The sequence below is a fragment of the Thalassoroseus sp. genome, from assembly GCF_984380535.1.
Map to the genome: position 1 here is coordinate 253,936 of NZ_CFHRBF010000007.1, position 25,691 is coordinate 279,626.

General features: G+C 56.6%; 22 protein-coding genes and 1 pseudogene. 13 read left to right on the forward strand and 10 right to left on the reverse strand.

Features of this window, described 5'->3' with window-relative positions:
• Positions 1–29: 29 nt before the first annotated feature.
• Together AC5DDB_RS11510 and AC5DDB_RS11515 are read left to right on the forward strand one after the other, a co-directional pair.
• Positions 30–1,832: a hypothetical protein gene (locus tag AC5DDB_RS11510; protein ID WP_491739873.1), complete on the forward strand. Its 1,803-nt coding sequence runs from the start codon at positions 30–32 to the stop codon at positions 1,830–1,832.
• 437 nt (positions 1,833–2,269) lie between these two features.
• Positions 2,270–2,461, forward strand: coding sequence for a hypothetical protein (locus AC5DDB_RS11515; protein ID WP_491739874.1), 192 nt, complete (start codon positions 2,270–2,272; stop codon positions 2,459–2,461).
• A gap of 70 nt (positions 2,462–2,531) precedes the next feature.
• On the opposite strand, the gene AC5DDB_RS11520 is transcribed toward AC5DDB_RS11515, so the two are convergent.
• The 5 genes from AC5DDB_RS11520 to AC5DDB_RS11540 form a co-directional block, all read right to left on the reverse strand.
• Positions 2,532–4,310, reverse strand: coding sequence for an ABC-F family ATP-binding cassette domain-containing protein (locus AC5DDB_RS11520; protein WP_491739875.1), 1,779 nt, complete (start codon positions 4,308–4,310; stop codon positions 2,532–2,534).
• 179 nt (positions 4,311–4,489) lie between these two features.
• Complete coding sequence (locus AC5DDB_RS11525; RefSeq protein ID WP_491739876.1) at positions 4,490–6,004, reverse strand: glycoside hydrolase family protein; 1,515 nt, start codon at positions 6,002–6,004, stop codon at positions 4,490–4,492.
• Between the two features lie 26 nt (positions 6,005–6,030).
• Positions 6,031–6,546 (reverse strand): alpha/beta hydrolase family protein, encoded by a 516-nt coding sequence (locus AC5DDB_RS11530; protein ID WP_491739877.1) that lies wholly within the window; start codon positions 6,544–6,546, stop codon positions 6,031–6,033.
• Between the two features lie 53 nt (positions 6,547–6,599).
• A complete protein-coding gene (locus AC5DDB_RS11535) occupies positions 6,600–8,009 on the reverse strand; it encodes a sulfatase family protein (RefSeq protein WP_491739982.1) in 1,410 nt (469 codons plus the stop codon).
• Between the two features lie 29 nt (positions 8,010–8,038).
• Positions 8,039–8,488: a LamG-like jellyroll fold domain-containing protein gene (locus AC5DDB_RS11540; RefSeq protein ID WP_491739878.1), complete on the reverse strand. Its 450-nt coding sequence runs from the start codon at positions 8,486–8,488 to the stop codon at positions 8,039–8,041.
• A 663-nt stretch (positions 8,489–9,151) separates the two neighbouring features.
• Here AC5DDB_RS11540 and AC5DDB_RS11545 point away from each other — a divergent pair.
• Genes AC5DDB_RS11545 through AC5DDB_RS11560 form a run of 4 tightly spaced genes read left to right on the forward strand, consistent with a single transcriptional unit; the run spans position 9,152 to position 13,519 of the window.
• Positions 9,152–9,466 (forward strand): 3-keto-alpha-glucoside-1,2-lyase-like domain-containing protein, encoded by a 315-nt coding sequence (locus tag AC5DDB_RS11545; protein WP_491739879.1) that lies wholly within the window; start codon positions 9,152–9,154, stop codon positions 9,464–9,466.
• A complete protein-coding gene (locus AC5DDB_RS11550) occupies positions 9,463–9,672 on the forward strand; it encodes a 3-keto-alpha-glucoside-1,2-lyase-like domain-containing protein (protein WP_491739880.1) in 210 nt (69 codons plus the stop codon). Before AC5DDB_RS11545 ends, AC5DDB_RS11550 begins: the two co-directional genes overlap by 4 nt.
• 38 nt (positions 9,673–9,710) lie before the next feature.
• The gene (locus tag AC5DDB_RS11555; protein WP_491739881.1) at positions 9,711–13,208 is read left to right on the forward strand and encodes a sulfatase-like hydrolase/transferase; all 3,498 of its coding nucleotides are present in this window, start codon (positions 9,711–9,713) and stop codon (positions 13,206–13,208) included.
• A gap of 50 nt (positions 13,209–13,258) precedes the next feature.
• Positions 13,259–13,519: a hypothetical protein gene (locus AC5DDB_RS11560; protein WP_491739882.1), complete on the forward strand. Its 261-nt coding sequence runs from the start codon at positions 13,259–13,261 to the stop codon at positions 13,517–13,519.
• Positions 13,520–14,181: 662 nt separating this feature from the next.
• On the opposite strand, the pseudogene AC5DDB_RS11565 reads toward AC5DDB_RS11560, so the two are convergent.
• Positions 14,182–14,364 (reverse strand): annotated as a pseudogene (locus tag AC5DDB_RS11565) (transposase); the annotation flags it as partial.
• Positions 14,365–15,409: 1,045 nt separating this feature from the next.
• On the opposite strand from AC5DDB_RS11565, the gene AC5DDB_RS11570 reads away from it, so the two are divergent.
• Complete coding sequence (locus tag AC5DDB_RS11570; protein WP_491739883.1) at positions 15,410–16,228, forward strand: hypothetical protein; 819 nt, start codon at positions 15,410–15,412, stop codon at positions 16,226–16,228.
• 41 nt (positions 16,229–16,269) lie between these two features.
• Positions 16,270–16,653 (forward strand): hypothetical protein, encoded by a 384-nt coding sequence (locus tag AC5DDB_RS11575; protein ID WP_491739884.1) that lies wholly within the window; start codon positions 16,270–16,272, stop codon positions 16,651–16,653.
• Positions 16,654–16,668: 15 nt separating this feature from the next.
• Here AC5DDB_RS11575 and AC5DDB_RS11580 read toward each other — a convergent pair whose 3' ends face one another.
• From AC5DDB_RS11580 to AC5DDB_RS11595, 4 genes are read right to left on the reverse strand one after another with little or no spacing between them, the layout of a single operon-like run.
• On the reverse strand, positions 16,669–17,232 hold the full coding sequence (locus AC5DDB_RS11580; RefSeq protein WP_491739885.1) for an ANTAR domain-containing response regulator: 564 nt from the start codon (positions 17,230–17,232) through the stop codon (positions 16,669–16,671).
• A 20-nt stretch (positions 17,233–17,252) separates the two neighbouring features.
• Positions 17,253–18,728, reverse strand: a complete 1,476-nt coding sequence (locus tag AC5DDB_RS11585; RefSeq protein ID WP_491739886.1) for an ATP-binding protein — start codon at positions 18,726–18,728, stop codon at positions 17,253–17,255.
• The gene (locus AC5DDB_RS11590; RefSeq protein WP_491739887.1) at positions 18,728–19,471 is read right to left on the reverse strand and encodes a response regulator; all 744 of its coding nucleotides are present in this window, start codon (positions 19,469–19,471) and stop codon (positions 18,728–18,730) included. The genes AC5DDB_RS11585 and AC5DDB_RS11590 overlap by 1 nt, the downstream gene beginning before the upstream one ends.
• Positions 19,472–19,526: 55 nt before the next feature.
• A complete protein-coding gene (locus AC5DDB_RS11595) occupies positions 19,527–20,720 on the reverse strand; it encodes a protoglobin domain-containing protein (RefSeq protein ID WP_491739888.1) in 1,194 nt (397 codons plus the stop codon).
• Between the two features lie 380 nt (positions 20,721–21,100).
• Between AC5DDB_RS11595 and AC5DDB_RS11600 the strand changes: the two genes are divergently transcribed.
• The 5 genes from AC5DDB_RS11600 to AC5DDB_RS11620 all read left to right on the forward strand — a co-directional run bounded on the left by AC5DDB_RS11600 (position 21,101) and on the right by AC5DDB_RS11620 (position 25,634).
• On the forward strand, positions 21,101–22,330 hold the full coding sequence (locus tag AC5DDB_RS11600; RefSeq protein ID WP_491739889.1) for a sensor histidine kinase: 1,230 nt from the start codon (positions 21,101–21,103) through the stop codon (positions 22,328–22,330).
• Entirely contained in the window at positions 22,315–22,596 is a 282-nt protein-coding gene (locus tag AC5DDB_RS11605; RefSeq protein ID WP_491739890.1) for a BON domain-containing protein, read from the forward strand. Before AC5DDB_RS11600 ends, AC5DDB_RS11605 begins: the two co-directional genes overlap by 16 nt.
• Before the next feature lie 77 nt (positions 22,597–22,673).
• On the forward strand, positions 22,674–22,898 hold the full coding sequence (locus AC5DDB_RS11610) for a BON domain-containing protein (RefSeq protein ID WP_491739891.1): 225 nt from the start codon (positions 22,674–22,676) through the stop codon (positions 22,896–22,898).
• A 389-nt stretch (positions 22,899–23,287) separates the two neighbouring features.
• Positions 23,288–23,809 (forward strand): cytochrome c nitrite reductase small subunit, encoded by a 522-nt coding sequence (nrfH, locus tag AC5DDB_RS11615; protein ID WP_491739892.1) that lies wholly within the window; start codon positions 23,288–23,290, stop codon positions 23,807–23,809.
• Positions 23,810–23,873: 64 nt separating this feature from the next.
• Positions 23,874–25,634, forward strand: coding sequence for an ammonia-forming cytochrome c nitrite reductase subunit c552 (locus AC5DDB_RS11620; RefSeq protein ID WP_491739893.1), 1,761 nt, complete (start codon positions 23,874–23,876; stop codon positions 25,632–25,634).
• The last annotated feature ends 57 nt before the right edge of the window (positions 25,635–25,691 follow it).

Sequence of the window (25,691 nt, forward strand, 5' to 3'; positions counted from 1 at the left end):
TTGCTAGGCGGAATTCGATGATGCAACACGTGAGCTGGAGTATCATCATTCTTTTCGTTGGACTTCTCAGCGGGCCGGCATTTGCTCAGCAACAGCAGGCGATACCGCAGCAACCGCCGCCGCAGCAGGTTGATCCACAGCCTTCGCAAAATTTACAAATTGCCCGCCCCAGGCCTGCACCGTTTGCGTCGTCAGCGTCGAATTCTCCTCGCCTCGCTCCGCCGCGTTTGAATCGGCTCAGCAGTATCCCGTTTATGCTGGGGGATCTCTTAAGAGCCAGCCGGAACTTGTCCTTTGCCTATAACTTGGCGGGAGACGTAGCCGGTACGCCTGCCAATGGGACGATTCTGTTTCGAAATGCCAAGGTTGCCGAGAATAACACAGCTTTACCGCGTGACCGCGTCAGCGTTCGTTACCACTGGTTTCACAACGGAGCGAGCGTGACGGGTTTGGAGTTAGCGGATTTCGGTCGAGGAGCCGTCATCTCCGCGTTGGACGTCGGCCTTCAAGGGCTCCCTCCCGGTGTGACGTTGCCCTCTGCTGCACAATTACTACCGCCCGATCCAAACTTAGGTCAATTCGTGTTTGCCCTACCGAATGATCAGTTGGGCCAACTGGCAACAGCGTTTCCTCCCGACGGTAATGGGGTCATCTTTGACCCAGGTTCTCAAACGCAGGGGACTCGGGTGCGACCGAGCCGGAACGCCGCCTTGACAGGCGATCCAAACGTGAGTTTTTTCAATCTCGAACGATTTCTCAGAAACCGAAACGTACGTTCGGCGACTCGCGATTACGATGTGCAGTTAGTCAATTTCGGTTTCGAGCAAACATTCCTTGATGGAGACATGTCGCTTGAAGTGCGGATGCCTTTCGTACGATCTGTCAATTCCGATCTCGACCTCGTTTCCTCGCTGGAAGTCAACGACCCGTTCACGCGATCGTTCCTGGTGTCGCCATTCGATGGAACGCTTGGTTCGGCAGACACCGAATTGAAAGACATTCAGCTGATTCTCAAAGGCTTAATCCATTCGACAAATGAGTTCGCCTTCACCACCGGACTTTCCACAACGATTCCAACTGCAGAAGATGTCAACGTCCGGATCGTCGATGGATTCCCTGATCCAACATTTCGTGTCTCACCGATCGGCGTGATTCCATTGGCTGACGTGTTGCGTCAAAGGGATGTCACCGTCGAAAACCAAACGGTTGCGCTATCGCCATTCCTGGCGTTGGCGGCAACGCCCAATGACCGAATGTTCATAAATGCGTTCCTCCAGTGGGATTTCCCGATTGGACGGGACTCGGTCACAGTCCTGCAAACCAATCGGGCTCGCTTCGTTAACATTAATAATACCGCTCGCGAGGCTTTTGTTTCGACGTCGGAACTCAAGGGCGATGTGAGCGATCAAATTCTGATGCATTTGGATGTTGGCGGTGGCTATTGGCTAACACGCAATCCACGCTCTCGATTCTTGAAAGGGTGGGCGGCATTTGTCGAACTCCATTGGACATCAACGCTACAAGATGCTGACATCTTTGAAGCTCCGTCGACATTTCTCGGGACTCCGGTTCTCCTACCGAAACGAATTCTGGCTGCTGTACCCGAACCGGTCGTCTCCGAACCAGCCTTGAAGGTTGGCAACACCAGCAACCGGATGGACATTGTCAATGCAACCGTCGGTAACATGCTAGTCATCGGAGAGCGTACCACCTTGGCGCTCGGTGCTGGTCTACCACTCCGCAGTGGCACTGACAAAACATTTGATTTCGAAGTGCAAGCCCAACTCAACTATTATTTTGGCGCCCAGTCTCCATACGCGACTCCGCAATAGGACCTTGTTGAATCGGCGATCGGCGTGACATTGTATTTATGACTTGGCGACTGATACCAAGGCACGCATGCAACTTCCGGAGATCGACAAGCGATTTCACTAGCACGGAGTCCGAGACATTCACCAGAGCAGTTCACATTGAAATGGAATGGATCGAACGGTCTAAGCGTGATGATCTCGTGCAGAGTAAGCGAGATGGAGTTTTCGACCAGGAGATTATTCGAATTCTACGTGAGTTGACTGATGCAAGTGTTCGTGATTGGTGTTGTGGACTCGTTGGCGAATCTGCTGATCGTGTTGCCCTTCTAGAGAAAGCTAGCTCCTGGTGAGCACAGGAGGCGGTTCAACACCGACCCGCCAACCAATCCGACGCGGACGTTACCTCGTTTCCGCAGATAGCAGGCACAGCAACGGTTAAGGAGACCGTTGGCGACTGGGTGACCACCAGTGAGATCAAAACGCTCGAATTGCAACGTGTGGTTGATGCGTGGCTGAATCTTCCCGACGAGACCAGAGCGGCGATTCTTGCGATTGTGGATTCCGCCGACTGTCGACGATTGCATCCCATCGTGATCAGCGTTGGTGCCGGGACCCGGCACGAGTCGAACGCATTCACGAACTCGCGTTGAACCCCGAACCCGCCACGGTAGGAAAACGGTTCTTGACGTCAGCATGTATCGAATGCTCTGACAAATGACTCTAAAACGATTCCGATTCTTCGTAGAGTTGGCCCCAAGTTTCTTCGGCTGCGGTGAGTTCGGCGGTTATGCTTTCGAGTTCGGTGTGGAGTCTCAACGCTTCGTCGGCATCGGTCGTTTCGAGCAACTTCGCGTTGACCTGTTTCTTCGAATCGTCCAAGCGGGCGATCGTTTTTTCGATCTTCTGCATTTCCTTGCGAACTTCTTTTTCGGTGCGTGTGCGTTTCCGCTGAACCGGTCGATGACTCGCCTTGGCAACACTCGCCCGCCGGGCCGCTTCGGCTCGTTCGCCCTCTTCGATTTCTCGATTGACCGCATACAGATACGCATCGTAGTCGCCGCGGTAGTCCGTTACCCGGCCGTCGCGAACTTCGATCACACATGTCGCCACACGTTTCATGAAGTGACGATCGTGACTCGTGAAAATGACAGTGCCTTCGTAAGCAGTCAAAGCGTCTGCGAGAGCTTCGACGGTGTCGACGTCCAAGTGGTTACCAGGTTCGTCGAGAACGAGGATGTTGTAGTTGCCTAGTAGGAGACCGGTCATGCACAACCGAGCGCGTTCGCCCCCGGAGAGCACGGAAATACGTTTGTTGACCGCCGGGCCACGAAACAACATCGCTCCCGCCATGTCCAAGATCTGTTGCGAGGTCGTGCTGGGCGACGAAACGTAGTTGAGATAGTCCAATACCGTTTTGTCTTGGGGCAGTGCCGTATAGACGTGTTGGGCATAGACACCGATCTCACATCCATAGCCCCAACGAACTTCACCGGCTTGGGGTTTGAGGGAATCGACGACGGTTCTGAGGAACGTGGTTTTTCCTTGGCCGTTGTCACCGACGATTGCCGCCCGCCAACCGTGATCGATTTCGAGATCGATCCCCGTTGCGACGATGTGATCGGGATAGCCGATCGACACGTCGACACATCGCACCGCCGGTCCTTGGCGGGGTTCGATCTGCGGAGCGCGAATGTTCGGAGCCGATTCGTCGCCGAAGACCTCCACCGTTTCCAACCGTTCGAGTTGTTTCGTCTTGGAGCGGGCCTGCGTTGCGGTACTGGCGCGGGCTTTGTTCTTGGCGATGAAGGTTTCGAGTTTCTTGCGTTTGCTGAGCACCGCCGCGTTGGTGCGTTCGTCCTGTTCACGGCGTTCCTGTTTGTACTCCAGGTAACGATCGATGCGGTCGGGGTACATCGTCAGTTTGCCGCGGGAGAGTTCCAGGGTATGCGAACAGGTCGCGCCCAGGAACGAGCGATCGTGCGAAACGATGAGACAGGCTTCCTTGAAATTCTTGAGGAAGTGTTCGAGCAGAATCTGCGTGCGGAGGTCGAGGAAGTTCGTGGGTTCGTCAAGCAGCAAGAGGTTCGGTTCATGGAGCAACAACGCCGCGAGTTTGAGTCGCGTTTGCCACCCACCGGAGAGTGCCGACACCGGGCCGTCCAGGTACGCCCCCTTCAACTCGAATTGACCGGCGACCTCGCCGCATTTCCAGTCGGGTTGGCCGCTGTCCCGCATCAGGAAGTCCAAGCCGGTTTCGCCGGGTTCGAACGGATCGTGCTGCCGGAGATAGCCCAATCGCAGCTTCGGATGGCGGATAATTTCGCCGCTGTCAAGTTCCTCATCCCCCAACAACGCCCGCAGCAACGTGGATTTGCCCGCCCCGTTCCGGCCCACGAACCCCACCTTCACGCCTTCGGTGAGGGTGGCTTCGGCATCGTCCAACAGGGTTTGATCGCCGTAACTTTTCTCGGCATGCTGAATTTGCAGCAAAACGGCCATGGTTTTTCGCTCGGTTCCAGGGATTTCTCGGCGCAGAATAGTAACGAGCGATCGCCGAAACGTAAAGATGGGCGTTCTTGGAGACAACGGCAGGTCGCCAATGCGGGTTTCGGGACCTGCTCGATGACGCACGAATTCACGCCGATGAAACGGGCGCACGGTATGGGCTGCCAGTCACTTCAGTCTGCGAATGTCAAGGACAGGCTTTCGATGATCGGCTTCGACTTGTTCTCTGTGGAATCCGTCAGACGAAGCTGAACGCTGAATCCATAGCCAGCCGGCAGTTTCGAGAGATCCAGTTCGGCTGGCGTTCTCGCGATCTGTTTCGAGAACCCCTTGATGTAGTCGTAGCTTTCTTTAACTTCCGTCCAGTCGGTCCACTCGTTGATCTGGCCGTCGTTGCTGGTATCAACTCCGACGCGTGCCTCGACGGTCTCTACCCACGGGCCAGGGCTGACGTAGTCGGTCTTCATCTGGGTTGCCAGGTAGAACTTTCCTTCGGCAAAACAAATGTCGGGATCAGGGTGGCCGTTGCCGATGTGATCGCAGAACGTGAACGGTTGGTTGACGCTCGATGACGTGAACCAGCACGCGCTCATGTGGCCATCCACCGGATCGTAATCACCAAACAGGTAATATTGACTGCCGATCGCAATCGCCGCCCAGTCGCCGTAGGCGTTTTGTTCGGGCTCGTGAATCTCGTACTCGGCAATGTTCGTTTTGAACCGTTTCGGGTCTTCCTTCACCCAGTGCGGATGTTTATACGTGCCGATCTTGCCGGTCGGGTTCGTGCGATAGTCGACGGCCGGATCGAGAATCTTGAAGTCCTGAATTCCATTGGGACTGACGGCGTGTGTGGCAAGCGGCGAATCCCACGAGTGACTTTGAGCGTGAATGGGGTCCCAATTCTCGACGATCAGATGAAACTTTCCATCGAGGTCGCGGATGATGCCGCTGTCGGAACCGTGCGATGGATCATTGAAGGCCATTCCTTTGTTGACTCCCGGCTTGCCATCCGTGAGATCCTCGTCAATATAAACATGCGGATCCTGGTCATTGGGAAAGTCGTAATAGATGTAGACCTTTCCGTCGGCAAACTCGGCCGAGGTGACCCACGCGGAAAACCGCTCGGTGACCGGACCGTGATGAACCCAGTTGACCATGTCGCGACTTTGCCAGGCATGATAGCCGCCGAGCCGCGGCTGAAGCCCGCCTGGGGCGTCGTATTGATTGGGGAAGGGAGTCGTCGTTAGTGGAATGTCGAATCCGTCGAGCTTGGCAGGTTCCGGAGTGAACTTCGGCAACGGTGCGGGCTTCTGTCCTTTCTTTGGACGAGGACGTCCGCTGCCATAACGGCCGAACATCCAATAGTTGTCCGGCCCGACGGTAAGTAGAACCGGCGCGTCGGAAAGGTTGACGGGACCGAGGTTTTCAATCGGGCTCCAGTTTTGCCAAATCGCCGACTGAGTCACGACGAGCGACCGTGCGGACCGCTTCACGTCCGATGCGCGAACTTTGGTGGTGATCGTCGCCGTTTTTGCATTTGGCGATACCGAGCCATCCGCGACAGTGGCTCCCTCAGCGGATTTGATGTTCTTCGTCCAGTCGTCCGCGCTGTCGATCGTCCATTCGGCGGCGTGAAGTCGGGCACCGACGAGCAACGTGGCAATCAATATGAGTGACAATAGCTTCATGAATATACTTCCCTTGAGTCGTGATTCTAATTCTGCAAATGTTCGACAGAGAACTCCTCGGTCCGCTCGATGATCGCTTCCCGCGACGGAGCACTGTCCGCGTCGACTCTGCGCCAGTTATGTCCTGAGTTTTTGATGATCATGATCTCCACCGGTGCATTAGCTTCGTCCGCTTTTTCTTTCATGTCGTAAGCGTGCTTGACCGGAATGGTCGTGTCCTGGTCACCCTGTATCATCAGCAGTGGCGGGCTGTCTTTGCTCAGGAAATTGACTGGGCTGAATTCCCGGTACCGAGTCAACTTGTCGTTCGCACCGGAATCAGAGCCCATGATTTGAGTTTCGAACCGATCTTGAAAGTCGGCTCGGTCGTCGTCGTTGAACAGGTCTATCTTTTCGAAGTCACATTGGCCATACCACGAAACGCCGCCTACCATTCGGTATGACGCTTTGGAAAGAGCCGTATCGCCGGGAAGTTGATCCGGTAGTGCCAGAACGGCAGTCAGAAAGAGGCTGGCTGTTATGTGATTGCCGTGCGATTTCATTGCCGTGTGCCCATTGTTGAGAAGCCTGTGCCCGGATACAGCCGTTTGGGGACCTATCGAGTAATACGCGGCTCACTCAGCCATTTTTGAAGTTGAGTCGCTAGCGAAGCGACCAGATCAGGATGGTCGGCCATGACGTTTCGCTTCTCATTCGGGTCGGCCTCGATGTCGAACAATTCGACGGGTATTCCTCCGAGAGCGAGCAGCTTCCATTTACCTCGCATCGCGATTTCGGTCGCGTAGGGCTTGGGTTTCGGGTAGTGGCGTTGGATGTTCCTGTAGAGATTGAGCTGCCAGAACACAGTCCCCCTGGCTTCGACGCTGGGTGGCTCTTCACCCTTCCAGTGAGGCAACAGACTCAGGCCATCGAGCGGCAGCTCACGCGGAAGTTCAACTTTGGCGGCTTCGCAGAATGTGGGTAGCAAGTCGTTTGTGTGGCCAAATGCATCGGATGTCTGGCCGGCCGGAATCGCTGCTGGCCACCGCACGACCATCGGAACGCGAATCCCACCGTCATGCAGGTCTGTCTTGCCGCCCTTCAGATCGTGAATGAAGCCTTCGTAGGCCGCCCCATTGTCGCTGGTAAAAAGTACGAGAGTGTTGTCTGCGATCTTCAGGTCATCGAGCTTCTTGAGGATTTGCCCGACCTTGGCGTCCATGTGCTGCACCATCGAGCGAAAGCGATGCTGGTCGTCGCTGATGTTGTCTGCCGCGGTATTTGACCAGTGCGGCTCTGGTGCAGGCTCATAAGGTTTGTGAGGAACGAGCCACCACAGATTGATGAAGAACGGCTTCTCTTCTGCCGCGAACTCCTCAATCAGTTCGACGGCATAGTCACCGTTGGCGTCGGTGAAGTGCTTCGGATGATAGGGATCGTCCTTGCCAATTCGCTGGTCATTGCGAAGCAGAACAGTTCCTCCCTGCCGAAACAGAGTTTTCTCTCGCCCCATGCGACCACGCAGAGGCTGCTGCTCAATCTGCGTTTGATAGAAGTCGAAACCGTGCTGACGCGGGCCGGGCTGGTTGTTCAGCCGTTTGCCATCTTCATCAACATGCAGGCCACCGAGATGCCATTTCCCAATGTGAGCGGTGTTGTAACCAGCGTCCTTCAAGAGTTCGGCAACGGTCGTCGCCGACTCGGGCAGCCATGCATTCCGATCGTTGAAATGCTGCGTAATGTTGAATCGCAACGGATACCGACCGGTCAACACAGAAGCTCGCGTCGGCGAGCAGACGGCCGAGCCAGCGTAGAAACGCGTGCACTTCATCCCCTCGGTCGCAAGACGATCAAGGTTCGGTGTCTTGACTGCGGGACTCCCAAAGCAGGAGAGGTCGCCGTAGCCAAGATCGTCAGCCAGCAGCAAAACAATGTTGGGACGATCGTCGGCAACGGCTGCACTTGGTCGGCACTGCAGGTTGAGCGCAACGAGGACTGTCGAGAGAAAGACAATTGCGTGTTTCATAGGGCGTGTGGTGTCGGTGGTTAATGGTTTCATGAGCGTGACGTGGTATAGAGGTTCGTGATTTCCTGCTCGTCCAGTGTGGTATTCCAGATCGTCAGCTCATCAATGCGGCCAACGAAGTTGCGGATCGCGTGACGTTTTGGTCGATGGGGAACTCCCCAGTTTTCGATCTCAGCGATACCGATACGAATGGGTTGATCGACCGTGAGTGATTTCGTGAACACGAGTCTGTCATTGAACCAGTGAGTCACCATCCCCGACGAGCGGTCATATGTCGAACAGACATGGTTCCAGACACCCACCTGTCGCGAAGTAAAGACCGGGGAAGACGCATAGCCTGTGCCAGGTCTCATAACTGGTACGCGGCTACCGATCCGCAACTCATCGGCCGCGTCCGGCATGAGGATGCAGGCGTACCGCCGAACTTCCGGCTGATACCGAGTCCACAGGCTCACAAATTCCGGGGTTAGATCGTTCACGTCGTCTCCGAAAACGGTGCGTTACCAGGACTCATCGTAACAGCACCAAATTCAGAAAGGATTCTCGGAAGTTGATACGAGTATTCCAGATTACCTCCAACGTTGGTGGATTCTACGAAGCCGGTCGCTGAACCCGGCTGCTGGAGCCCACCACAGTCCTTCCAACCCAATGTGATTGAAGGGAGGGGGAAACACAATGAAGAAAGCTTCACCGAGATTGTTCCTAATGAAGCTTCTTCGTGTTCGCACAGCCGTCCGAAAGCTCCCCAAGGCGGTCTCAATCCGAACCGCGTGGTCGTCGAGCTAGACACCGTTCGTACCAAAAGTTTGCGGCGACTGCCGCATATCGAAATGTTCAAGTGGAACTCGATTTTGGACCAGGTTGGGGCGGAATCGGAGGCAACAGCCCCCAAGCGAGATAGGATGCGTTTGGCTCGATATTACCAGTCGCTGCTTGACTCCGGCAAAGCCAGAACGCGCCCAGAACTTGCTCGGCGGTTGAGGATTTAGCGACATCCACGCTCGGACTTGCCCCCGCCGAAGGGAGCGGTGGTGCTGTTCGAAGGATCGAATTTCGATGCTTGGAAGCCGTTTTCGTAGCAGTGGATCAATCCGAACGTTGACCCGAAGGAAATTTCGTGGAAACTGGTTGTTGTCGAGGCGATGGAAATCGCTTTTGAGTTCGAGGGAAGACGCCGCAAGCAGTCTCTTTGCACGAAGCCGACGTTCGGCAGTTATCGACTGCACCTGGAGTTTCAGTGTCCAAGGGGAGACAGCGGCAACAGTGGCGTTTTCTTCGGCCCGCTTTGCGAGTTGCAGATTCTCAACAGCGAAGGCAAAGTAAGTCCCGACCTGGGCGATTGCGCCGCCATCAATCAACTCCACGTTCCTGATGGGAATGCCGCCTTGGTCCGGAAGTATGACAAACGGTCGACCTCGACGATCAAGCCTGGAAGATCGGCGCGAACGGATTCATGACTGAAAAAGGAGCCGCCCGTGTTACAGTCCGATTGAACGGTAAGCTGATTCACGATCACCTCAGACTGTCGCTGCGTCGGAACAAAAATGCAGCGTTCCCTGAAGAACCGATCTCTCCCTTCGTCCTGCAAGAACACGGTTTCAAAGTGCAGTGCCGAAATATCTGGGTGCTTGAAAAGCCGCCGGAAGACAAACAGAAGAAGTAGACGTCGTCGACACTCAAAATCAAATTCGAAGTAAAATCATGAGACTCAATTTACTCATTGCGCTGCTGAGCTCCGTCCTGCTGACGGGATCTTTAACGTTCGCCGAGCATCAGCCGCCCAACGTGGTACTGATCTTTGCCGATGATCTCGGCTACGGCGACCTCGGTTGCTACGGAGCAACCAAAGTGCAGACGCCGAACATCGACCGCCTGGCTGCTGAAGGACGCCGGTTTACGGATGCTCATTCGGCGTCGGCTGTCTGCACGCCATCGCGTTATGCGTTGCTAACCGGACAGTATCCTGTGCGAGCCAACGATGGTCGTGGCGTCTGGGGGCCGGCGCCGATTACATCATCGCTCATTGTTGATACCGCAAAGACGACTATCGCCGATGTCTTCAAAAACGCGGGCTATGACACCGGCGTCATCGGGAAATGGCATCTGGGGTTCGGCAAAGACAAGAACGACTGGAAAGAACCGCTGCGTCCCGGCCCGCAGGATCTTGGGTTCGACTACTACTTCGGCATGCCGGTCGTGAACAGTGCTCCTCCGTATGTTTACGTCGAGAACGACCGTGTGGTCGGTAGCGATCCCAATGACCCGTTGATCTATGTCGGTCGCGGAGTCAAAGGAACCTCGCCGTTGACACCTATTCCACCGGAAGCCGCAAATCGAAGTCCCAACGCTTTCAAAGGAGCGGCAAAGGCGCACGAACTCTTCAACGATTACCAGGTCGGAACAACGTTCGCGAAAAAGTCCGTCGAATGGATCAACGCACGCAAAGGCAAACCGTTCTTTCTGTATCTGGCGACGACAAACATTCACCACCCCTTCACTCCAGCGAAGCGATTCCAGGGCACGAGCCAGTGCGGTCTCTACGGCGACTTCATCCACGAACTCGACTGGATCGTCGGCGAAGTCATGACGTGCCTGGAAGACAATGGCGTTGCAGACAACACACTCGTCATCTTCACCAGTGACAACGGAGGTATGTTCAACTTCGGCGGACAGGCGGCGTTCAAAGCCGGGCATCGACAGAACGGCGACCTGCTGGGCTTCAAGTTCGGTGTCTGGGAAGGTGGTCATCGCGTGCCGATGATCGTCCGCTGGCCCGGAAAGGTGAAACCGGGGACGGTGTCGAAACAGGTGCTCGGCAATGTCGACATGCTGGCAACGTTCTCGGCGTTGACCGGACAGAACCTCGACAAGGCCGAGCAAGCCGACAGCGTCAACATGCTGCCCGCGTTCGTCGACGACCCCAAAGAGCAAATCCGCGACCACATCGTGCTCGCCCCGCATAAGGGAACACACCTCTCGATTCGCAAAGGCAAGTGGATGTATATCCCGAACCGGGGGAGCGGCGGTTTCGGCGGGAAGACGCCCAGCAGCCATACGTTTGCAGGTCCGGCAGCAGCCAGTTTTGTGGGGTCGATCAACAGCGACATTGTGGACGGAAAGATCAGGAAGGACGCACCGCCCGCTCAGCTTTACGATCTGGAATCCGACGTCAATCAGACAAAAAACGTCATCAACGATCACCCGGACATTGTCAAAGAACTGGCTGCATTGCTGGCGGGATACAAGCCGAAGCCAGGCCCAAAGAAGGCCCTCGCGAGCAAGAAGGGGAACCCGGCCCAGAAAACTCCGGCGACACCCAGCAACCGCAGCGCGTCGTTTGATTTTGAATCCGGAAAGCTGGCTCCGTGGAAAATCGTCGAAGGCGAGTTCGGTCACATCATCGGCAACCGCGCTCGTTTCTTCCGCGACCTGGGTGAATACAACAAGCAGGGCGAGCACTACCTCACCACTCTTGAATCATCGCCTGATGCAGAACGAGGCAAGGATCCTCAAACCGGCGTCATCGTCTCGCCCATGTTTATCCCCAAAGCCGGCAAGATGACCTTTCGAGTCGGTGGAGGCAGCGGGCCCAAAGTCTACGTCGTGCTGTGCACGGAAGACGACGACGAGGTTCTGTTTGCTCGAGGGATCGACAACCAAGTGATGCAGAAAGCAGAGTGGGATCTGTCGTCTTATGTCGGCAAAAAGATGTTCATCAAAGTCGTCGACCAATCCACGAGCGGCTGGGGGCACATCACGGCCGACAACTTCCAGTTCGATGGCGAAGTGCTCGACGAGTATCCCGTCCTGACGAGCCGTCGTGCCGCGACGAAGCCGCAACCGGGCCAAGCGTCACGCCGACCTAACTTTGTCGTCATCTTCACAGACGACCAAGGCTACGGAGACCTCAGTTGCTACGGGGCCGATCACGTCAGCACACTGCGCATCGATCAGATGGCGAAAGAAGGTGCGCGGCTGACGAGTTTCTATGTGGCGGCTCCGGTTTGCACGCCGTCTCGCGCTGCGCTCATGACGGGTTGTTATCCGAAGCGTATCAACATGGCGACAGGCTCGAATTTTGGGGTGCTGCTTGCCGGCGATCCGAAGGGGCTGAATCCAAAAGAGATCACGATTGCCGAAGTGCTCAAGTCGGCTGGATACAAGACGGGGATGTTTGGCAAATGGCACCTCGGCGACCAGCCCGAGTTTCTTCCGACGCGGCAGGGCTTCGACGAATTCTTCGGCCTACCATTCAGCCACGACATTCATCCGTTTCATCACAAGCAGAGCAAATTCAACTTCCCTCCGTTGCCTCTGCTGGACGGTGAGGAAGTTGTTGAGATGGACCCCGACGCCGACTATCTCACCAAACGATTTACCGAAAGAGCTGTCCAGTTTATTGAGCGAAACAAGGACAACCCGTTCTTCCTGTATGTACCGCATCCCATTCCGCATGTCCCGCTGCACGTTTCACCGCCGTTTATGAAAGACGTTGCCGCAGAAGTGAAAACGGAACTCGCCAAAGAAGACGGCAACATCGACTACCCGACTCGCGACAAACTGTTCCGCCAGGCGATTGCAGAAATCGACTGGTCGGTCGGACAGATTCTAGACGCGTTAGAATCCAATGGCATTGACGAGAACACGCTCGTCATCTTCACGTCGGACAATGGTCCGGGACGCTGGAAGACGGAGAATCCGCCGAACCACGCGGGGCCTTTGCGAGGCAGGAAAGGAACGACGTTTGAAGGCGGAATGCGAGAGCCCACCGTCATTCGCTGGCCCGGAAAAATCCCCGCAGGCAAAGACAACAACGAAATGATGACGGCGATGGACCTGTTGCCAACGTTCGCCAAACTGGCCGGTGCCGAGCTGCCTGCGGATCGTACCATCGACGGCAAAGACATCTGGCCAACACTAACGGGCGCGGCAAAGACACCGCATGAAACCTTCTTCTATCACCGCGGCAGAACACTCCAGGCCGTTCGGTCCGGCAATTGGAAACTGCACCTTAACAAGGGAAATCCCACTCAACTGTACGACCTCGAAAGTGATATCGGTGAATCGGAGAACGTCATCGATTCACACCCCGAAGTTGTCAAAAAGCTTCACGAATACGTTAAGCACTTCGAGAAAGACATTGCCAACAACCATCGACCGGCCGCGTTTGTTGAGAATCCAAAGCCGTTGTCCAGGTAGATCGTGCGTTCTTGACTGGACGCCTCGTTAAACGAATCGAGAGATACTGCATGATAAAATATCTGCTGCGAATCTTCTGTGCCCTCCTCGGCACCTTCGTGTCAACGGGCGCCGATGCTGCTGAGAAACCGAACAGCATCTATTTGATGGTGGATGAGTGGGGTGACTTTGAATCCGGACACATCGGGCAGCCTAACGACAAGCCGTACGAACGGAAGAACTTCTTAAAGCAAATTCGTGCTCGGCAGAAAGGCGATGCGGCTTGGGTGAGCTATTGGAACAGAGCTAAAATCCGTCGTGGGCCGAACTGAGGACTTTCGTTTGGCTCGAAAGTGCGGTGATGGTTAGAGAAGTCGATCGCTGGAAGGTGCAACTCATCCATTCGACTCGTTTGGCGCCGGACAAACATCCTGCCAACGTAGAATGGATTCCGCATGAGCCGAAATCTTCTCCATGAGATGGCACTTCAGCCGCAGCATTGACGGTATCAGCTCTGGCAGCTCGCTTCGAGAGGACAAGCGTCGGGCGGACTTCAAAGATTCTTAAACAAGGTGAGAACTCGATAATGGGTGAATCTTTCAGGCCGTGGCAGATGGCCATGGTGATTACGTCAACGATCTGCGCATGTTCCTCTTGTCGGCCGGGCTTAGCCGACGATCACGCCAGGACTTCCGTCGAATCGGATGTCAGTCGTCCCAACGTCATTCTCATCATGACCGACGATCATGGTTAACAGACTCCCATCGACCACTCATTATTTCGCCGAAAACCACTGAATATACTGGTTTTTCCACATTTCCTCGGTAGTTCAAATTCCGGTTGATTGAGTGAAATTACGGGCCTTATTCAGCAATTAACTACAGTTTGCTACACCAATTCCTGTCGGCAATGTCCACGTCACCTGATTCTTCGCTGGATGTGAACAACGTTCCGATAGTAGATCTTTGACAGACATTGGTGAAGCGGGTCGTAATCAGGCGGCACGGATCATGCGGGCTCTCAGCAACGTCAAGCCCGCTCGGCCGCACATTTGACGTTTGATGGTCTTCAAGCGGTTGATATGTCCTTCGACCGGACCATTGCTCCTGGATTCGTCGAACGCTGACTGAACCGCTGTTCGGTCGCGTTCGAATCCCTCGGCGAATCTCCTCAACTCAGGACACTGGCTGTCCTATGCTTTCAATTGCCGTTCCCACCGAGTCATGTGACTCGATTTGCGGATCAGGCCCGCGAATGTTTCAACAAGTTCGATCGCCTCAACGACTTCCGTGTTAAGTTGTCCGCAGACAACCCACCTGGATTTGCCGAGTTAGTGTGCGCAGAGCGGGATCAGTCATGACGGCAAACGAGAGCTTGACGTTAGACGGCACTCGTGGCCGAGGAGGGTTCGCGGCGTTGATTCGCTGAGCCATAACCAACGACACATCACCGTGGTTGGGCTTCAGGATTTCAATGACTCAGCCAATTGGTTGCTTGGTTTGACAACGACAAATAGACACTTGCTCGAAATGGGCCGTGAAGGCCCACCCAATTCATGATTTTTTCGAGTGAGCACATAATGGAAATCTCAATTCCAAAACCGTGGGAATACCACCCGATGCTGGTTCACTTCCCGATTGCCTTTCTCTTGAGCGGTATCGCGATCTCGCTGTGCGGGCGGTGGCGACTGACCGAGATGCGGCATCGAATCGCCTCTGGGATGTTACTGGGGGAATGGTCCTCGGCTGGCTGGCCGCGGACGCCGGCGGGTTGGCCTACTTCACCGTACCGACTCATACCGAGGAAGGCCATATCCTGATTCACTGGCACCTTGGTTTTGGTTTGGCGATGCTCGCGTTCTTCACTTGGCTATCGATTGTCCGCTGGCGAGACCGAACAACAGCCTTAACCTGGACTCAATTAATCAATACGCTGAATGGATTCGTGCTATTGCTCCTTACCGCTATCTCGGCGGATCAATCGTCTATCAGCGTGGGGCAGGCGTTGATCCTAAATTCCTCGCCGTTAAAATCCCTGAGGGCCACCCGCACCAAGACCAGTCGGAGCATGATGATTCAGCCCAAGAGCACGTCGAGCATTGACGCCCTCCAACGGGTTCGGTTTGACGTGTTCTTTCCGAAGGCAATTGCCGGCGGTTGGCGAAACGCGACAATATCGGTGGACTGGAAAATGGAGAATCCGGCATGGATTTTCAGGTTGGCATGGATGAATTCGGGACCGCCACACAAGAGTCAGAGGGCTGGACGGTCGTTTGTCTCGCGGAACCGCAGGCAACGGCCTTTACACTGGAAGCCCCTGCGCTTCTCAGCGGTGGCCTGAAGAGCTTTCACGGGAAAGACTTCACAAGAAGGTCAGAAGGCCCATTCCGAGACTTCCTGACGCTGCTCAAGGTCAAGTGCGGAGAGTCGACTGGGAATTTCATCACCTGCACTCTCAACGGCAAGAGTTGGCACAAGGAGTTTATCGGGTTTGCGGAGCGAGTGTTGGAGCAATCCTACCTCAAGGCGGGCGTCACAATCCCGGACCCGGAACTCGCCATGTTGCGCCAGATCGTCTCGCCGCTGTTTACCTATCTGCGGGTCGCCGCCCATGTGGGCGGCGAGCACACAGTGGCTTTCTCCCTGGACGATAGCAAACTCATGAAGCTATTCAACGCGGCCACGGTTTCCGTCAAAGAAAAAGATCTCGGCCTTCCACACTTGGCCGGCATGCTATTCCGTGCCTATCGAAAGCAACAATTTCCGTCCTCCCCGAACGTCATCAAGGACGCAATCCAGACTGTCCCGGACGAAAACTCGCCGCTCATCCAGGCTGCCGATGTCGTTGGAAATTTCTCGACGGCTTATGTCTTCAGCCGCCTGGGCAAGCATTCCAAGGCCAATGACCTGAAGGCCGAGATATTCCACTCGGTTTTTGGGGAGTTCGGAATCGACGGGATCGACCACTCCGCCCACGTGGAACTCGTCGGAGACGATCTCCGGTTGAAGCACAACGGAGCCTACACGTTCGCCGTGGCCTAACGGCGCCACGAGTGGATTCGGACGCAAAATCAATCGGGGAAATGCTTGCCGTCGTTCACCTGCCGCCGCAACTCGGCTCCCCACCACCGGATGCCAGTCAGGAAAACTCAATAGCCGTCTTGTCGCCCGGCTCATTGGGAGTCGACGTGTATAAAGAGGCCAGCTACTTTTTCGAGGAACGTTCCCAACACGTGATTGCCGACGATATGCTGGCCCGGCTGCTGACATTTCCCAGTGTCTTGGTCACGGGGCATCAGGCGTTCTTCACCCAAGAAGCGTTGCAAGCCATTGCCGACACCTCATTGTCGAATCTCCGGAAATCGAGCGGACCGAACGGTCGGAAAATGAGGTTACGAACCAACCCGCCGAAGAAAAACCGTAGCGACGCCGCTGGATTCCGGTCCACGACCACGGCGATGACTTGAACGAGTTTGGACGAACTACGCGCCGAAGGCTTCTTCCGCGGTGACGATGGCCTGGGCGATCTCGATCATTTTCGTATTCTTCTCGCTGGCGAGTTGTTGCAAGCGGCGGAATGCACTCGGTTCGTCGAGGCCAGACCGCTTCATCAGAATCCCCTTGGCCCGCTCGACGAACTTGCGGTCCTCCAGCGCCTGACGCAAATCGTCCGCCTGCTGCTGGAGAGCACGGAATTCCTTGAACCGCCGCATCGCCAACGCGATGGCCGTTTCCAAATCGGCCTGTTTGATCGGTTTGATCAAATAGGCCAGCACATGGTCCTTCAGAGCCCGATCAATTAGTTCCGGATCGTGATAGGCGGAGACTAGAATCACCGGGACCGGTTGAAGGGCTCGGATCTCGGTCGCGGCCTCCAAGCCGTCCATGTCGGGCATTTTGATGTCGGTGATGACCAGGTCGGGAAGCGACTGGCGGCAATGCTCGAGCAATTCGCGGCCCGTCGCCGCCGCACAGGTCACCTCATGGCCGAGCACGCTCAGCGTTTCTTGCAAGTATTCCTGCATTTCCGGTTCGTCGTCCGCCACAGCAATTCGTAATGCCTTGGTCATTCGTGTTTCTCTCCCAACGCTGGGGCCTCGCGTGGCAATGTGATGCAAATCACCGCTCCTGGATCGGTGCCGACCTCGATCCGTCCGCCGTGGGTGTCCACGATCCGGCGGCAGATGGCCATCCCCAGACCCGTGCCATGCGTTTTGGTTGTAAAGAATTCCTCGAAGATTCGCTCTCGCACGGCGGGCGACAAGCCGGGTCCGTTGTCGCGCAGCGTGATTCGCAGCGCAGGCCGGCCCTCCCACTGGCATGGTACAAAATCCGCGTCGATTTCGACGGGGTCGGCACAGGCCGCCAGCGAGTTTTCGAGGATGTTGCGAAAGACTTGACGCATGCCGAAGCGATCGACGGAGGCAGTCAAGTCGCCGGTCCGATTGTTTTGATGCAGTCGAGCCTGACGGCCTTGCGTCTTGGCCGCCAGATCGTCCCACACCTCTTGTAAAAGGTTCGCCAGATGGACCGGCTGTCGCTGGAGCCGAATGGGAGCGGCGTATTCGCGGACCTCCTCATAAAGTTGATGCAGATCGTCCTGCGCCTTCTGAATGCGGCCGGTCAATTCCAATAAATCTGCCCGATCGGCCAGGCGTCGGGTGAGCATCTCCAGCCCCGCCTGGCTGCGTTGGAGGGCATTGCGGCTTTCGTGTGCCAGTCCGGTCATCGCTTTGCCGATCGCGGCCAACCGCTCGGCTTGCAAGACCCGCTGTTGGGCCTCCTGGAGATCGGTGACATCATGTCCGATCGCCAAAACGCCCATCGTTTCCCTTCGGGAATTCTTCAGGGTCGTGGCCCACCAAGCGATCGGCCGTTCTCGCCCCGCGCGTGTCCGAATCGGGTTGACGGTTCCTCGAACCGGCCGACCCTCGAGCACCTCCATGAATAACTGACGAATCCAGACCCGATCCCGCTCGGGCAGAAACGTTTCGAACCAATCCTCACCAGTTACTTCCACCAAAGGATAACCGGAAAGCTTTTCCAAAAAGGGATTGAACTGTACGATCCGTCCCCGGGTATCGAGGACCAACACGACGGACTGAGCGGTTTCGATGACTGTCTGGGCGAACTCGCGTTCTTGCCGCAACAGGGCCTCGGCGTGTCGATGTCGAGCGATCCGCCGCAGGCTGGCCCGCAGGGCATCTGGGTTGATCGGCTTGAGCAGATAATCGGCGGCCCCCAGCCGCAAGGCCGCCACCGCGCTGTCCAAATCCGCATGGCCGGTGACGACGAGAATTTCCGCCGCGGGAGCCATCTGCTGGAGTTGCGGCAGCAGATCCTTGGCGGTCGCATCCGGCAGTTTCCAGTCCAGTAGAACGACCGATGTCTGGGGCAACTCGGGATGGCTCAGAGCGGTCCCTGCCGTGTGGGCGGCGGCGACGTGGTGGGCATCCAGTTCCAGAATATCACGCAGATTGTCACAAGCATCGGGATCGTCCTCAATCACAAACACACGCAACGGTTCGATGACTCCCTCCATCAGCCATTCTCCTGAGGGTGGGATAAGCGATCGATCGTTTCCAGCAGATTCGGCACGTCGAACGGTTTGTAGCAAATGGCGTCGGCTCCCTCCGTGACGGCTTGGCGAACTTGTTGTTCCAGTTCGGAGCGGTGGCCGGTGATCAACACGGTGCGGGCCTGAGGATTCGATTGCCGCACGCGGTCGAGCACTTGTCGGCCATCGCCGCCGGGTAATTTGAGATCGACGAGCACGACTTGAAAATCCTGCTCGTCGAGCCGCTCGCTGGCCTTCGGCTCATCGTGGGCCAACGTCACGCGGTAGCCGCGCTCGCGGAGCAATTCCCACAGATTCGCGCACAATTCCCGGTCATCATCGACGACCATCACCAGCGGCAATCGAGCGGCTTCCTCGACAAGTTCCAATAAGCCGGACAAATCGACCGGCTTCGAGAGCACCTGCCAGGTGCCGGCTTCCAAGGCTTCTTGCCGCGTCTCGGGGGTGGCGTAGGCGGTGACGATCATCGCAACTGTATCGGCACGCAACGTGCGAATCTTGCGGTACAACGTCAAGCCATCCATGCCGGGCATTTTGAAGTCCAACAGAGCGAGATCGTAGGGTTGGACGCGGACCATCGCCAAGGCCGTGATCCCATCATGGGCGACATCGACCTGGTGGCCGAAGTCGGTGAGAATATCGGAGAGGTTCTGGCAGGTATCCACATCGTCGTCGACGACCAAGATCCGGAGTGGCGATGCCGACATGTTGATTTCCCTCACTCGTGCTTTGGCTCATGCGTATTCGGGCGGTATCGGTCTGTTAGCTACCAATGGATTCGCTCGTCCGAGGTGCGGCTGACAAGTGGATGGTGAAGGTCGTTCCCCGCTCCAGTTCGCTGGCGACGCTCAGACGGCCGTTGTTCTTCTCCACGATCGCTTTGGCCATGGCCAATCCCAACCCGATACCGCGGGCCTTGGTGGTAAACAACGGTTCCATGATGCGGCCGAGGTCTTGCGGAGTGATTCCTTGGCCGGTGTCGACCACAGCGATGGCCACCTGGCTCTCCTCCGCGAAGGTCCGAACAGTAATCTCTCCACCTTGGGGCATGGCATCATGGGCATTTCGCAGGAGGTTCCTGAGGACGATGGGCATCTGCTCGGGATCGAACCACGCGGGAGGGAGATTTGCTGGGAAGTCGCAATTCACCTCGATAGACTTCGGCAGGTCCAGGGTTTCCAGCACATCACGAATCCAGGGCTCGACGAAAACGGCTTGCAAATTCGGCACGGGCAATTTCGCGAAGTTGGAAAGAGCCGTGATCACCCCGTCCGCCAGGCCCACCTGCTTTTCGATCCGTCCCAGATGCTCACTCCGCTTCTCCGAGGACGGGTTCCGGGCATGCAGCAGGTAATACACCGAGGTTTTGATGACGTTCAGCGGGTTGCGCAGTTCATGAGCCACACCGCCGGCCACTTGTCCGATGGTGGCCAACTTCTCGGCTTGCTGCCGGCGACGGTGGTATTCCGCCTGATAGGCGTCTTCGATGATCGCCAGATCCAAGTCGAGCAACTTGTCCAACGAACGGCTAATGGCTGCGGCCTGCTCTTGGCTCACCTGGTCCTCACAGGCGAGTTCCTGTAGACCGGTCTGCAGTCCCGTTCGAAGTCGAGAGAGAGCCACATTGGTATAAACCTGATCCAAGCCAATTTCCACATGCCGATCACCCACCCGCCAACGGCGGGCCACATATTCCGCATCATAACGCCCCGAAAGCAACTCTTGCAGCCACCGCAGAAGAGTGTGCTTCAACCGCGCGATTTGCTCAGCGCCACCGGTAATCACTTTTTGAGCTTCGGGATGTCTTTCGATCTCGGCATAAAAATCCTCGACCAATCTCGGCAACAGCGGAGTCAACAAATCAGCGACCGCAGAAACCCGCACCGCATCGTCGTTGGTCCAGCCGACGTACCTCTGTAAATCCTGATATCGCTGAAAGAGTTGAGGCGTATCCATCGACGCGGTTCCTGGGGTCATGGTAATCCGAAAACGAAAAAAGCCCGGAGCCGCAGACAATTTGCGGGCCGGGCGTTCATAGCCGGAAGATGAGCCACCGTTCATCGGCGACGCAGGCGATTATAGCCATGTCGCCGAGAGGAGAAAAGGCTGGAGTCGTGGCGTGACCGGTGATCGAGTCATCGAGGGTCCGCTAACAATTGTTTTGACAGTGTGGCTCGTGATTGATAACATTCCTTCGTACCGCTCACGAAGGGCGGCTCGACAAAACGGCTATGATTGCCCCTTTCGCATCTTTGTGCGGAAGGGGCTTTTTCGTGGACTGATCGGCACTGGCGGAAGTCGGCGCTGACAGGCCGCGGGATCGGGGAGAAGTGAACATGACAGGCGGGAAATGGATGTCGTTGCGGATCCTGATTGTGGAAGATGATCGGGATGCTCAAGCCAACTTGAGGGACATTCTGGAATTGGAGGGGCACAAGACGGTCTCGGCTTTCTGGGCTCGGGATGTCCGTAATCAGGAACGCTTGGATCAATTCGACGTCATCCTGCTCGACCGGAACTTGCCGGACGGAAATGGAGACGACCTGCTGCCCGAACTCCGTCGAGCGGCTCCGCTGACCGCCGTGATTCTGATTACCGGTCATGCGGACTTGGACGCCGCCGTCACGGCGCTGCGGCATGGAGCCGCCGATTTTCTGCCCAAACCGATCGAGCCGGACGTCTTGTTGTTTCGCCTGAGCCAACTTCAGGAACGCCACCGCACGCGGGCGGAATTGGCGGAGGCCCGGCGTCATCTGATCCAGGCGGAACGGCTGGCCGCCATCGGCCAAACCGTCGCCGCCATTTCCCACGAAGCCCGCAATGAACTCAACGGCCTGGGCATCGGTTTGGAGTTGCTGTCGCGACTGCTGAACGAACACGACACCGCTCAAGCGGCAATCGTTTCCCTCCAGCAGAACAAGAATCGCTTGCAGCGTTTGTTCGAGGAAGTGCGAAACTTCGCTGCGCCGATTCAACTGGAATTGGCCGAATGCAACATCCGTGATATCTGGCGGAAGGCGTGGTCGAGCCTGGAACCGCACTGGAAGGACCGAGACATTTCCTTCGAGGAGACGATCCTAGATGATCCCTTGCACCTTGTCGCCGACGCTTTTCGATTGGAGCAAGTCTTTCGCAACATCTTCGAAAATTCACTAGCGGCTTGTGCCGATCCCGTGACGATTAAGATCGACTGTGCTTGGGCACTCCACCGAAACCAATCAATCGAGATAACCGTATGGGACGATGGGCCGGGACTGACAAGAGAACAGCAGCAGAACGTCTTTGAGGCGTTCTTCACAACCAAGTCCAGCGGCACCGGTTTGGGGATGTCGATCGTCAAGCGGATCGTGGAAGCCCACGGCGGTACCATCGTGGCCGGCCAACCCGCAGAAGGCGCGGAGTTCGTCATGTCCCTCCCCCTCGCCGAGGGGCCGCCAACGGAGAAGCAGTCATTATGTTCTGAAGTCCACCACCATTTGTGTTCCGAGTCTGAGACCGATAGGGGAGAGGTGGCTCTCATCGCCTCCTCCCGTGCCGGAAAGGAGAGTCCATGCTTTCAATGTTGAGTCACCTCGATACCACGAAACGTCATCGGCGAACGACGGAGTCGCATAACCGCCGCGACGCGAAAGCTGCCGCCAAACTGGCGGCGAGTGGTTATCCTCCCCTGCGAACGATTTGCTGTGAACTGAGAGAGGGGGTCATGATCCTCTCGGGAACCGTGCCCTCGTATCACCTGAAACAGTTGGCCCAGACCGTCGTCGCAAAGACAGACGGCGTGATGCGAGTCGAAAACCGCCTGGAAGTCCGATCAAAAAAGGAAGCGAGATGAAAATGTCTCCTCTCACCCAAAACGAGCCCCCGCCCCTCCCTTCGGTCCAGCAGCCACCGCGTTCAGTGGAGTGCGAATTGACTGACCGAATTCGGCGATTCCTGCATATGCGAGTCCCTCATAATAACGATCTCGATCTCGTCATCGAAACCCGAGCTGGCACCGTGATTTTGGGAGGCCGTGTCGAGACGCTCGATACCAAGCGGCGGTGTGTGGAATGCTGCCGGCATGTCGCCGGTGTGGTCGATGTGATTGATGAGATTGACGTGAAGGCCAGGCAACGAAAACCGCGTCCCAAGTAGTCTCTGAGGTCTCTGAGATCGCAGGCGAAAATGAATTGACGCCGCCGGGAGCCCCGCTTATGATTCGCCTGGTGCCGCTGATGAGTGGTGGCCCAGGCAAGTTCCCTCGGAATGGGAACACGTTTTTCCGGCTCTGATCGCCCCAACCGCGCCCCTGCGCGGTTGGGGCTTTTTTTATGGATTGGGCGAACGGTCGATGTGCCGTCCGCAGCCCTCCATTTTCTATCCTAAAAGAGAACCGATCGATGAAACATATCGATGAATCCCGTCTGGAATCGGACTTGCAATATCGCTTTGGCTACAACGGTGACCATAGCGGCCAACCGGCGGCTTGTGACTGATGTTCTGTTTTCTGTTGGATTTGGTTTCTTTCGCGATTGGCAACGGCAATGGCTCAGGATCAACCCTCGGCACCAAACTCACGCAACTGGCGGCGGAAGCGATTTTTCGGCATCGTGATTCCGGTGGGAGTCTTTTCGATTGTGATGGCCGTTCTGCTGGGCACGCTCGGTGGCGTGGGCACGTTCACCTTTGGCTACGGCCAGGGCGCCAGCTACCTCAGCAACGATCCGCAGTCCTGCATCAATTGCCACGTGATGCAGGACCACTTCGATTCCTGGCAAAATTCCAGCCATCAACATGTCGCCGTTTGCAACGACTGCCATCTGCCGCACGATTTCCTCGGCAAATGGGTCACCAAGGCCGACAACGGCTTCTTTCACTCGCTGGCTTTCACGCTGGAGAACTTCCGCGAACCGATTCGGATCAAACCGAGGAATCGGCGGGTGACTCAAAGCACGTGTCTGCACTGCCATGAAGACCTGGTGCATCAGATGCTCCCACCCGAGCCGGAGGGAGAGATGCTCTCGTGCATCCACTGTCACACGGATGTAGGGCATGCGCTCCGGTAAGCCGGGCTGGAATCGCCACACCAATCCTATTATTTCCCGACGATGAAACTTCAGGACGACAATCATGAGCGGCACCAATCCCGACCCGAATCGACAACCCCTCACCGAGCCGGGACGCCCCCGCCGCCGCTGGTTGTTCCTGTCTGTGCTAGTGTTGCTCGTAGCGGTGGTGACATTCGGCGTGACGGCGCTATTGGTGACGATCTTCGAGCATCGCCAGGAAGCGCGGACGCCGTTCGTCCGGCTGGTCGATGTGAACGAAGTCAGCACGGATCCCGTCCCCTGGGGCACCAATTGGCCGGATCAATTCGATGCCTACCGCCGAACCGTGGATGTCACCGAGACGCAGTACGGCGGATCGAGTGCCATGCCGGCCAGCAAGTTGGGGGAACATCCCTGGTTGCGTCGGCTTTACGCTGGCTATGCCTTCAGTCTCGACTACCGCGAAGCCCGCGGCCATGCGTATATGCTCTTCGATCAGGAAGTCACCGAGCGTGTGACGAAGCGAACGCAAAGTGGGGCCTGTCTGCACTGCCATGCCTCGATCCTCCCCACTTACCGCCGGTTGGGCTTGGAAGCGATGGGACAGCCCGCCGACCGAGATGTCTTGGCCGCCGACTTCAATTGGCCCGCCGTGATGGAGGGTTTTCGCATCGCCAGCACGATGGATTACGCTGCTGCCCATGCCGAAGTGTTGAAGACGCCTGATGGCACACCTGATGAGAATCAGCCGCTCTTTCCGGGTGGTTCATCGACGAACACGGCCACCCCGACCAACCAGCCGAAAGAACCCCCAGTGTCGGTCGAGGGAGACGCCGACCTGCATCAAGTTGGCGAGGCCCATCCGGTCAGTTGCATCGACTGTCACGATCCGAAGAGCATGCGAATTCGCGTCACCCGCCCTGGCTTCGTGAACGGCATCGCGGCTTTGGCGGCCAGCGAAGAGCCTGTGCCGCATCTGCCCAGCATCGAACGCTGGCGCGAAGGCAACCGCGCGAAACCTTATGATCCCAACGCGGATTCCACCCGCCAGGAGATGCGCAGTTTCGTCTGCGGCCAGTGTCATGTCGAGTATTACTGCGCTTCCAAAGAAACGCTATTCTTTCCTTGGGATAAGGGTTTGAAAGTCGAGCAAATCGAGCAGACCTACGACGAACACCAGTTCCCCGACGGCACGGCATTCTATGACTTCAAGCACGGCGAGACAGGCGCGTCAGTCTATAAAGCTCAACACCCGGAATTCGAATTGTGGAGCCAAGGCGTGCATGCCCGTAGCGGTGTGAGTTGTGCCGATTGCCATATGCCCTATGAACGACGCGGCGCGATGAAAGTCAGTAGTCACTGGGTTCGTAGTCCGTTGCTGAGCCTCAACAAGTCTTGCCAGACCTGCCACAACGTGCCCGAAGACGAACTCCGCGACAAGGTCCACACGATCCAAGCCCGCACCGAATCGCAACTCGAACGAGCCGCCGCGGCGATGACCGACATGCTCGACGCCATCCGTGAAGCTCAAGCCGCCGGAGCGACCGCCGAACAATTGGCACCGATCTACGAATTGCAGAAGAAAGGCATGTGGCGGCTCGACTTCATCAGCAGCGAGAATTCGAGCGGCTTTCATGCCGATCAAGAGGCCGTGCGGATTCTCGGCGAATCGATCGACTATAGCCGGCAAGCCCAAGCGATGGCGGTGCGTCTGCGGGCACCCGAATCGCCTTCCATCAAGGGCCAGTCCGTCGAGCCGGTTCAGGGAGTGACGCCGACCGAGAAGGCTCCCCCCGGTCCTTACAAGTCAAAAACCCATGGCCGCAAGACAAACTCCGAATGAGAACCGCACTCCATCGCTATCACTTGGAGGAAGCTGACGGTCTCCCCTCGATCGCTC

Coding starts and splice junctions, on each gene's coding strand:
- AC5DDB_RS11520 (WP_491739875.1), bottom strand. CDS start 4,310: ATGGCCGTTTTGCTGCAAATTCAGCATGCCGAGAAAAGTTACGGCGAT.
- AC5DDB_RS11525 (WP_491739876.1), bottom strand. CDS start 6,004: ATGAAGCTATTGTCACTCATATTGATTGCCACGTTGCTCGTCGGTGCC.
- AC5DDB_RS11530 (WP_491739877.1), bottom strand. CDS start 6,546: ATGAAATCGCACGGCAATCACATAACAGCCAGCCTCTTTCTGACTGCC.
- AC5DDB_RS11535 (WP_491739982.1), bottom strand. CDS start 8,009: ATGAAACACGCAATTGTCTTTCTCTCGACAGTCCTCGTTGCGCTCAAC.
- AC5DDB_RS11545 (WP_491739879.1), top strand. CDS start 9,152: ATGGAAATCGCTTTTGAGTTCGAGGGAAGACGCCGCAAGCAGTCTCTT.
- AC5DDB_RS11550 (WP_491739880.1), top strand. CDS start 9,463: ATGACTGAAAAAGGAGCCGCCCGTGTTACAGTCCGATTGAACGGTAAG.
- AC5DDB_RS11555 (WP_491739881.1), top strand. CDS start 9,711: ATGAGACTCAATTTACTCATTGCGCTGCTGAGCTCCGTCCTGCTGACG.
- AC5DDB_RS11560 (WP_491739882.1), top strand. CDS start 13,259: ATGATAAAATATCTGCTGCGAATCTTCTGTGCCCTCCTCGGCACCTTC.
- AC5DDB_RS11570 (WP_491739883.1), top strand. CDS start 15,410: ATGGATGAATTCGGGACCGCCACACAAGAGTCAGAGGGCTGGACGGTC.
- AC5DDB_RS11575 (WP_491739884.1), top strand. CDS start 16,270: ATGCTTGCCGTCGTTCACCTGCCGCCGCAACTCGGCTCCCCACCACCG.
- AC5DDB_RS11585 (WP_491739886.1), bottom strand. CDS start 18,728: ATGGAGGGAGTCATCGAACCGTTGCGTGTGTTTGTGATTGAGGACGAT.
- AC5DDB_RS11590 (WP_491739887.1), bottom strand. CDS start 19,471: ATGTCGGCATCGCCACTCCGGATCTTGGTCGTCGACGACGATGTGGAT.
- AC5DDB_RS11595 (WP_491739888.1), bottom strand. CDS start 20,720: ATGGATACGCCTCAACTCTTTCAGCGATATCAGGATTTACAGAGGTAC.
- AC5DDB_RS11600 (WP_491739889.1), top strand. CDS start 21,101: ATGACAGGCGGGAAATGGATGTCGTTGCGGATCCTGATTGTGGAAGAT.
- AC5DDB_RS11605 (WP_491739890.1), top strand. CDS start 22,315: ATGCTTTCAATGTTGAGTCACCTCGATACCACGAAACGTCATCGGCGA.
- nrfH (WP_491739892.1), top strand. CDS start 23,288: ATGGCTCAGGATCAACCCTCGGCACCAAACTCACGCAACTGGCGGCGG.
- AC5DDB_RS11620 (WP_491739893.1), top strand. CDS start 23,874: ATGAGCGGCACCAATCCCGACCCGAATCGACAACCCCTCACCGAGCCG.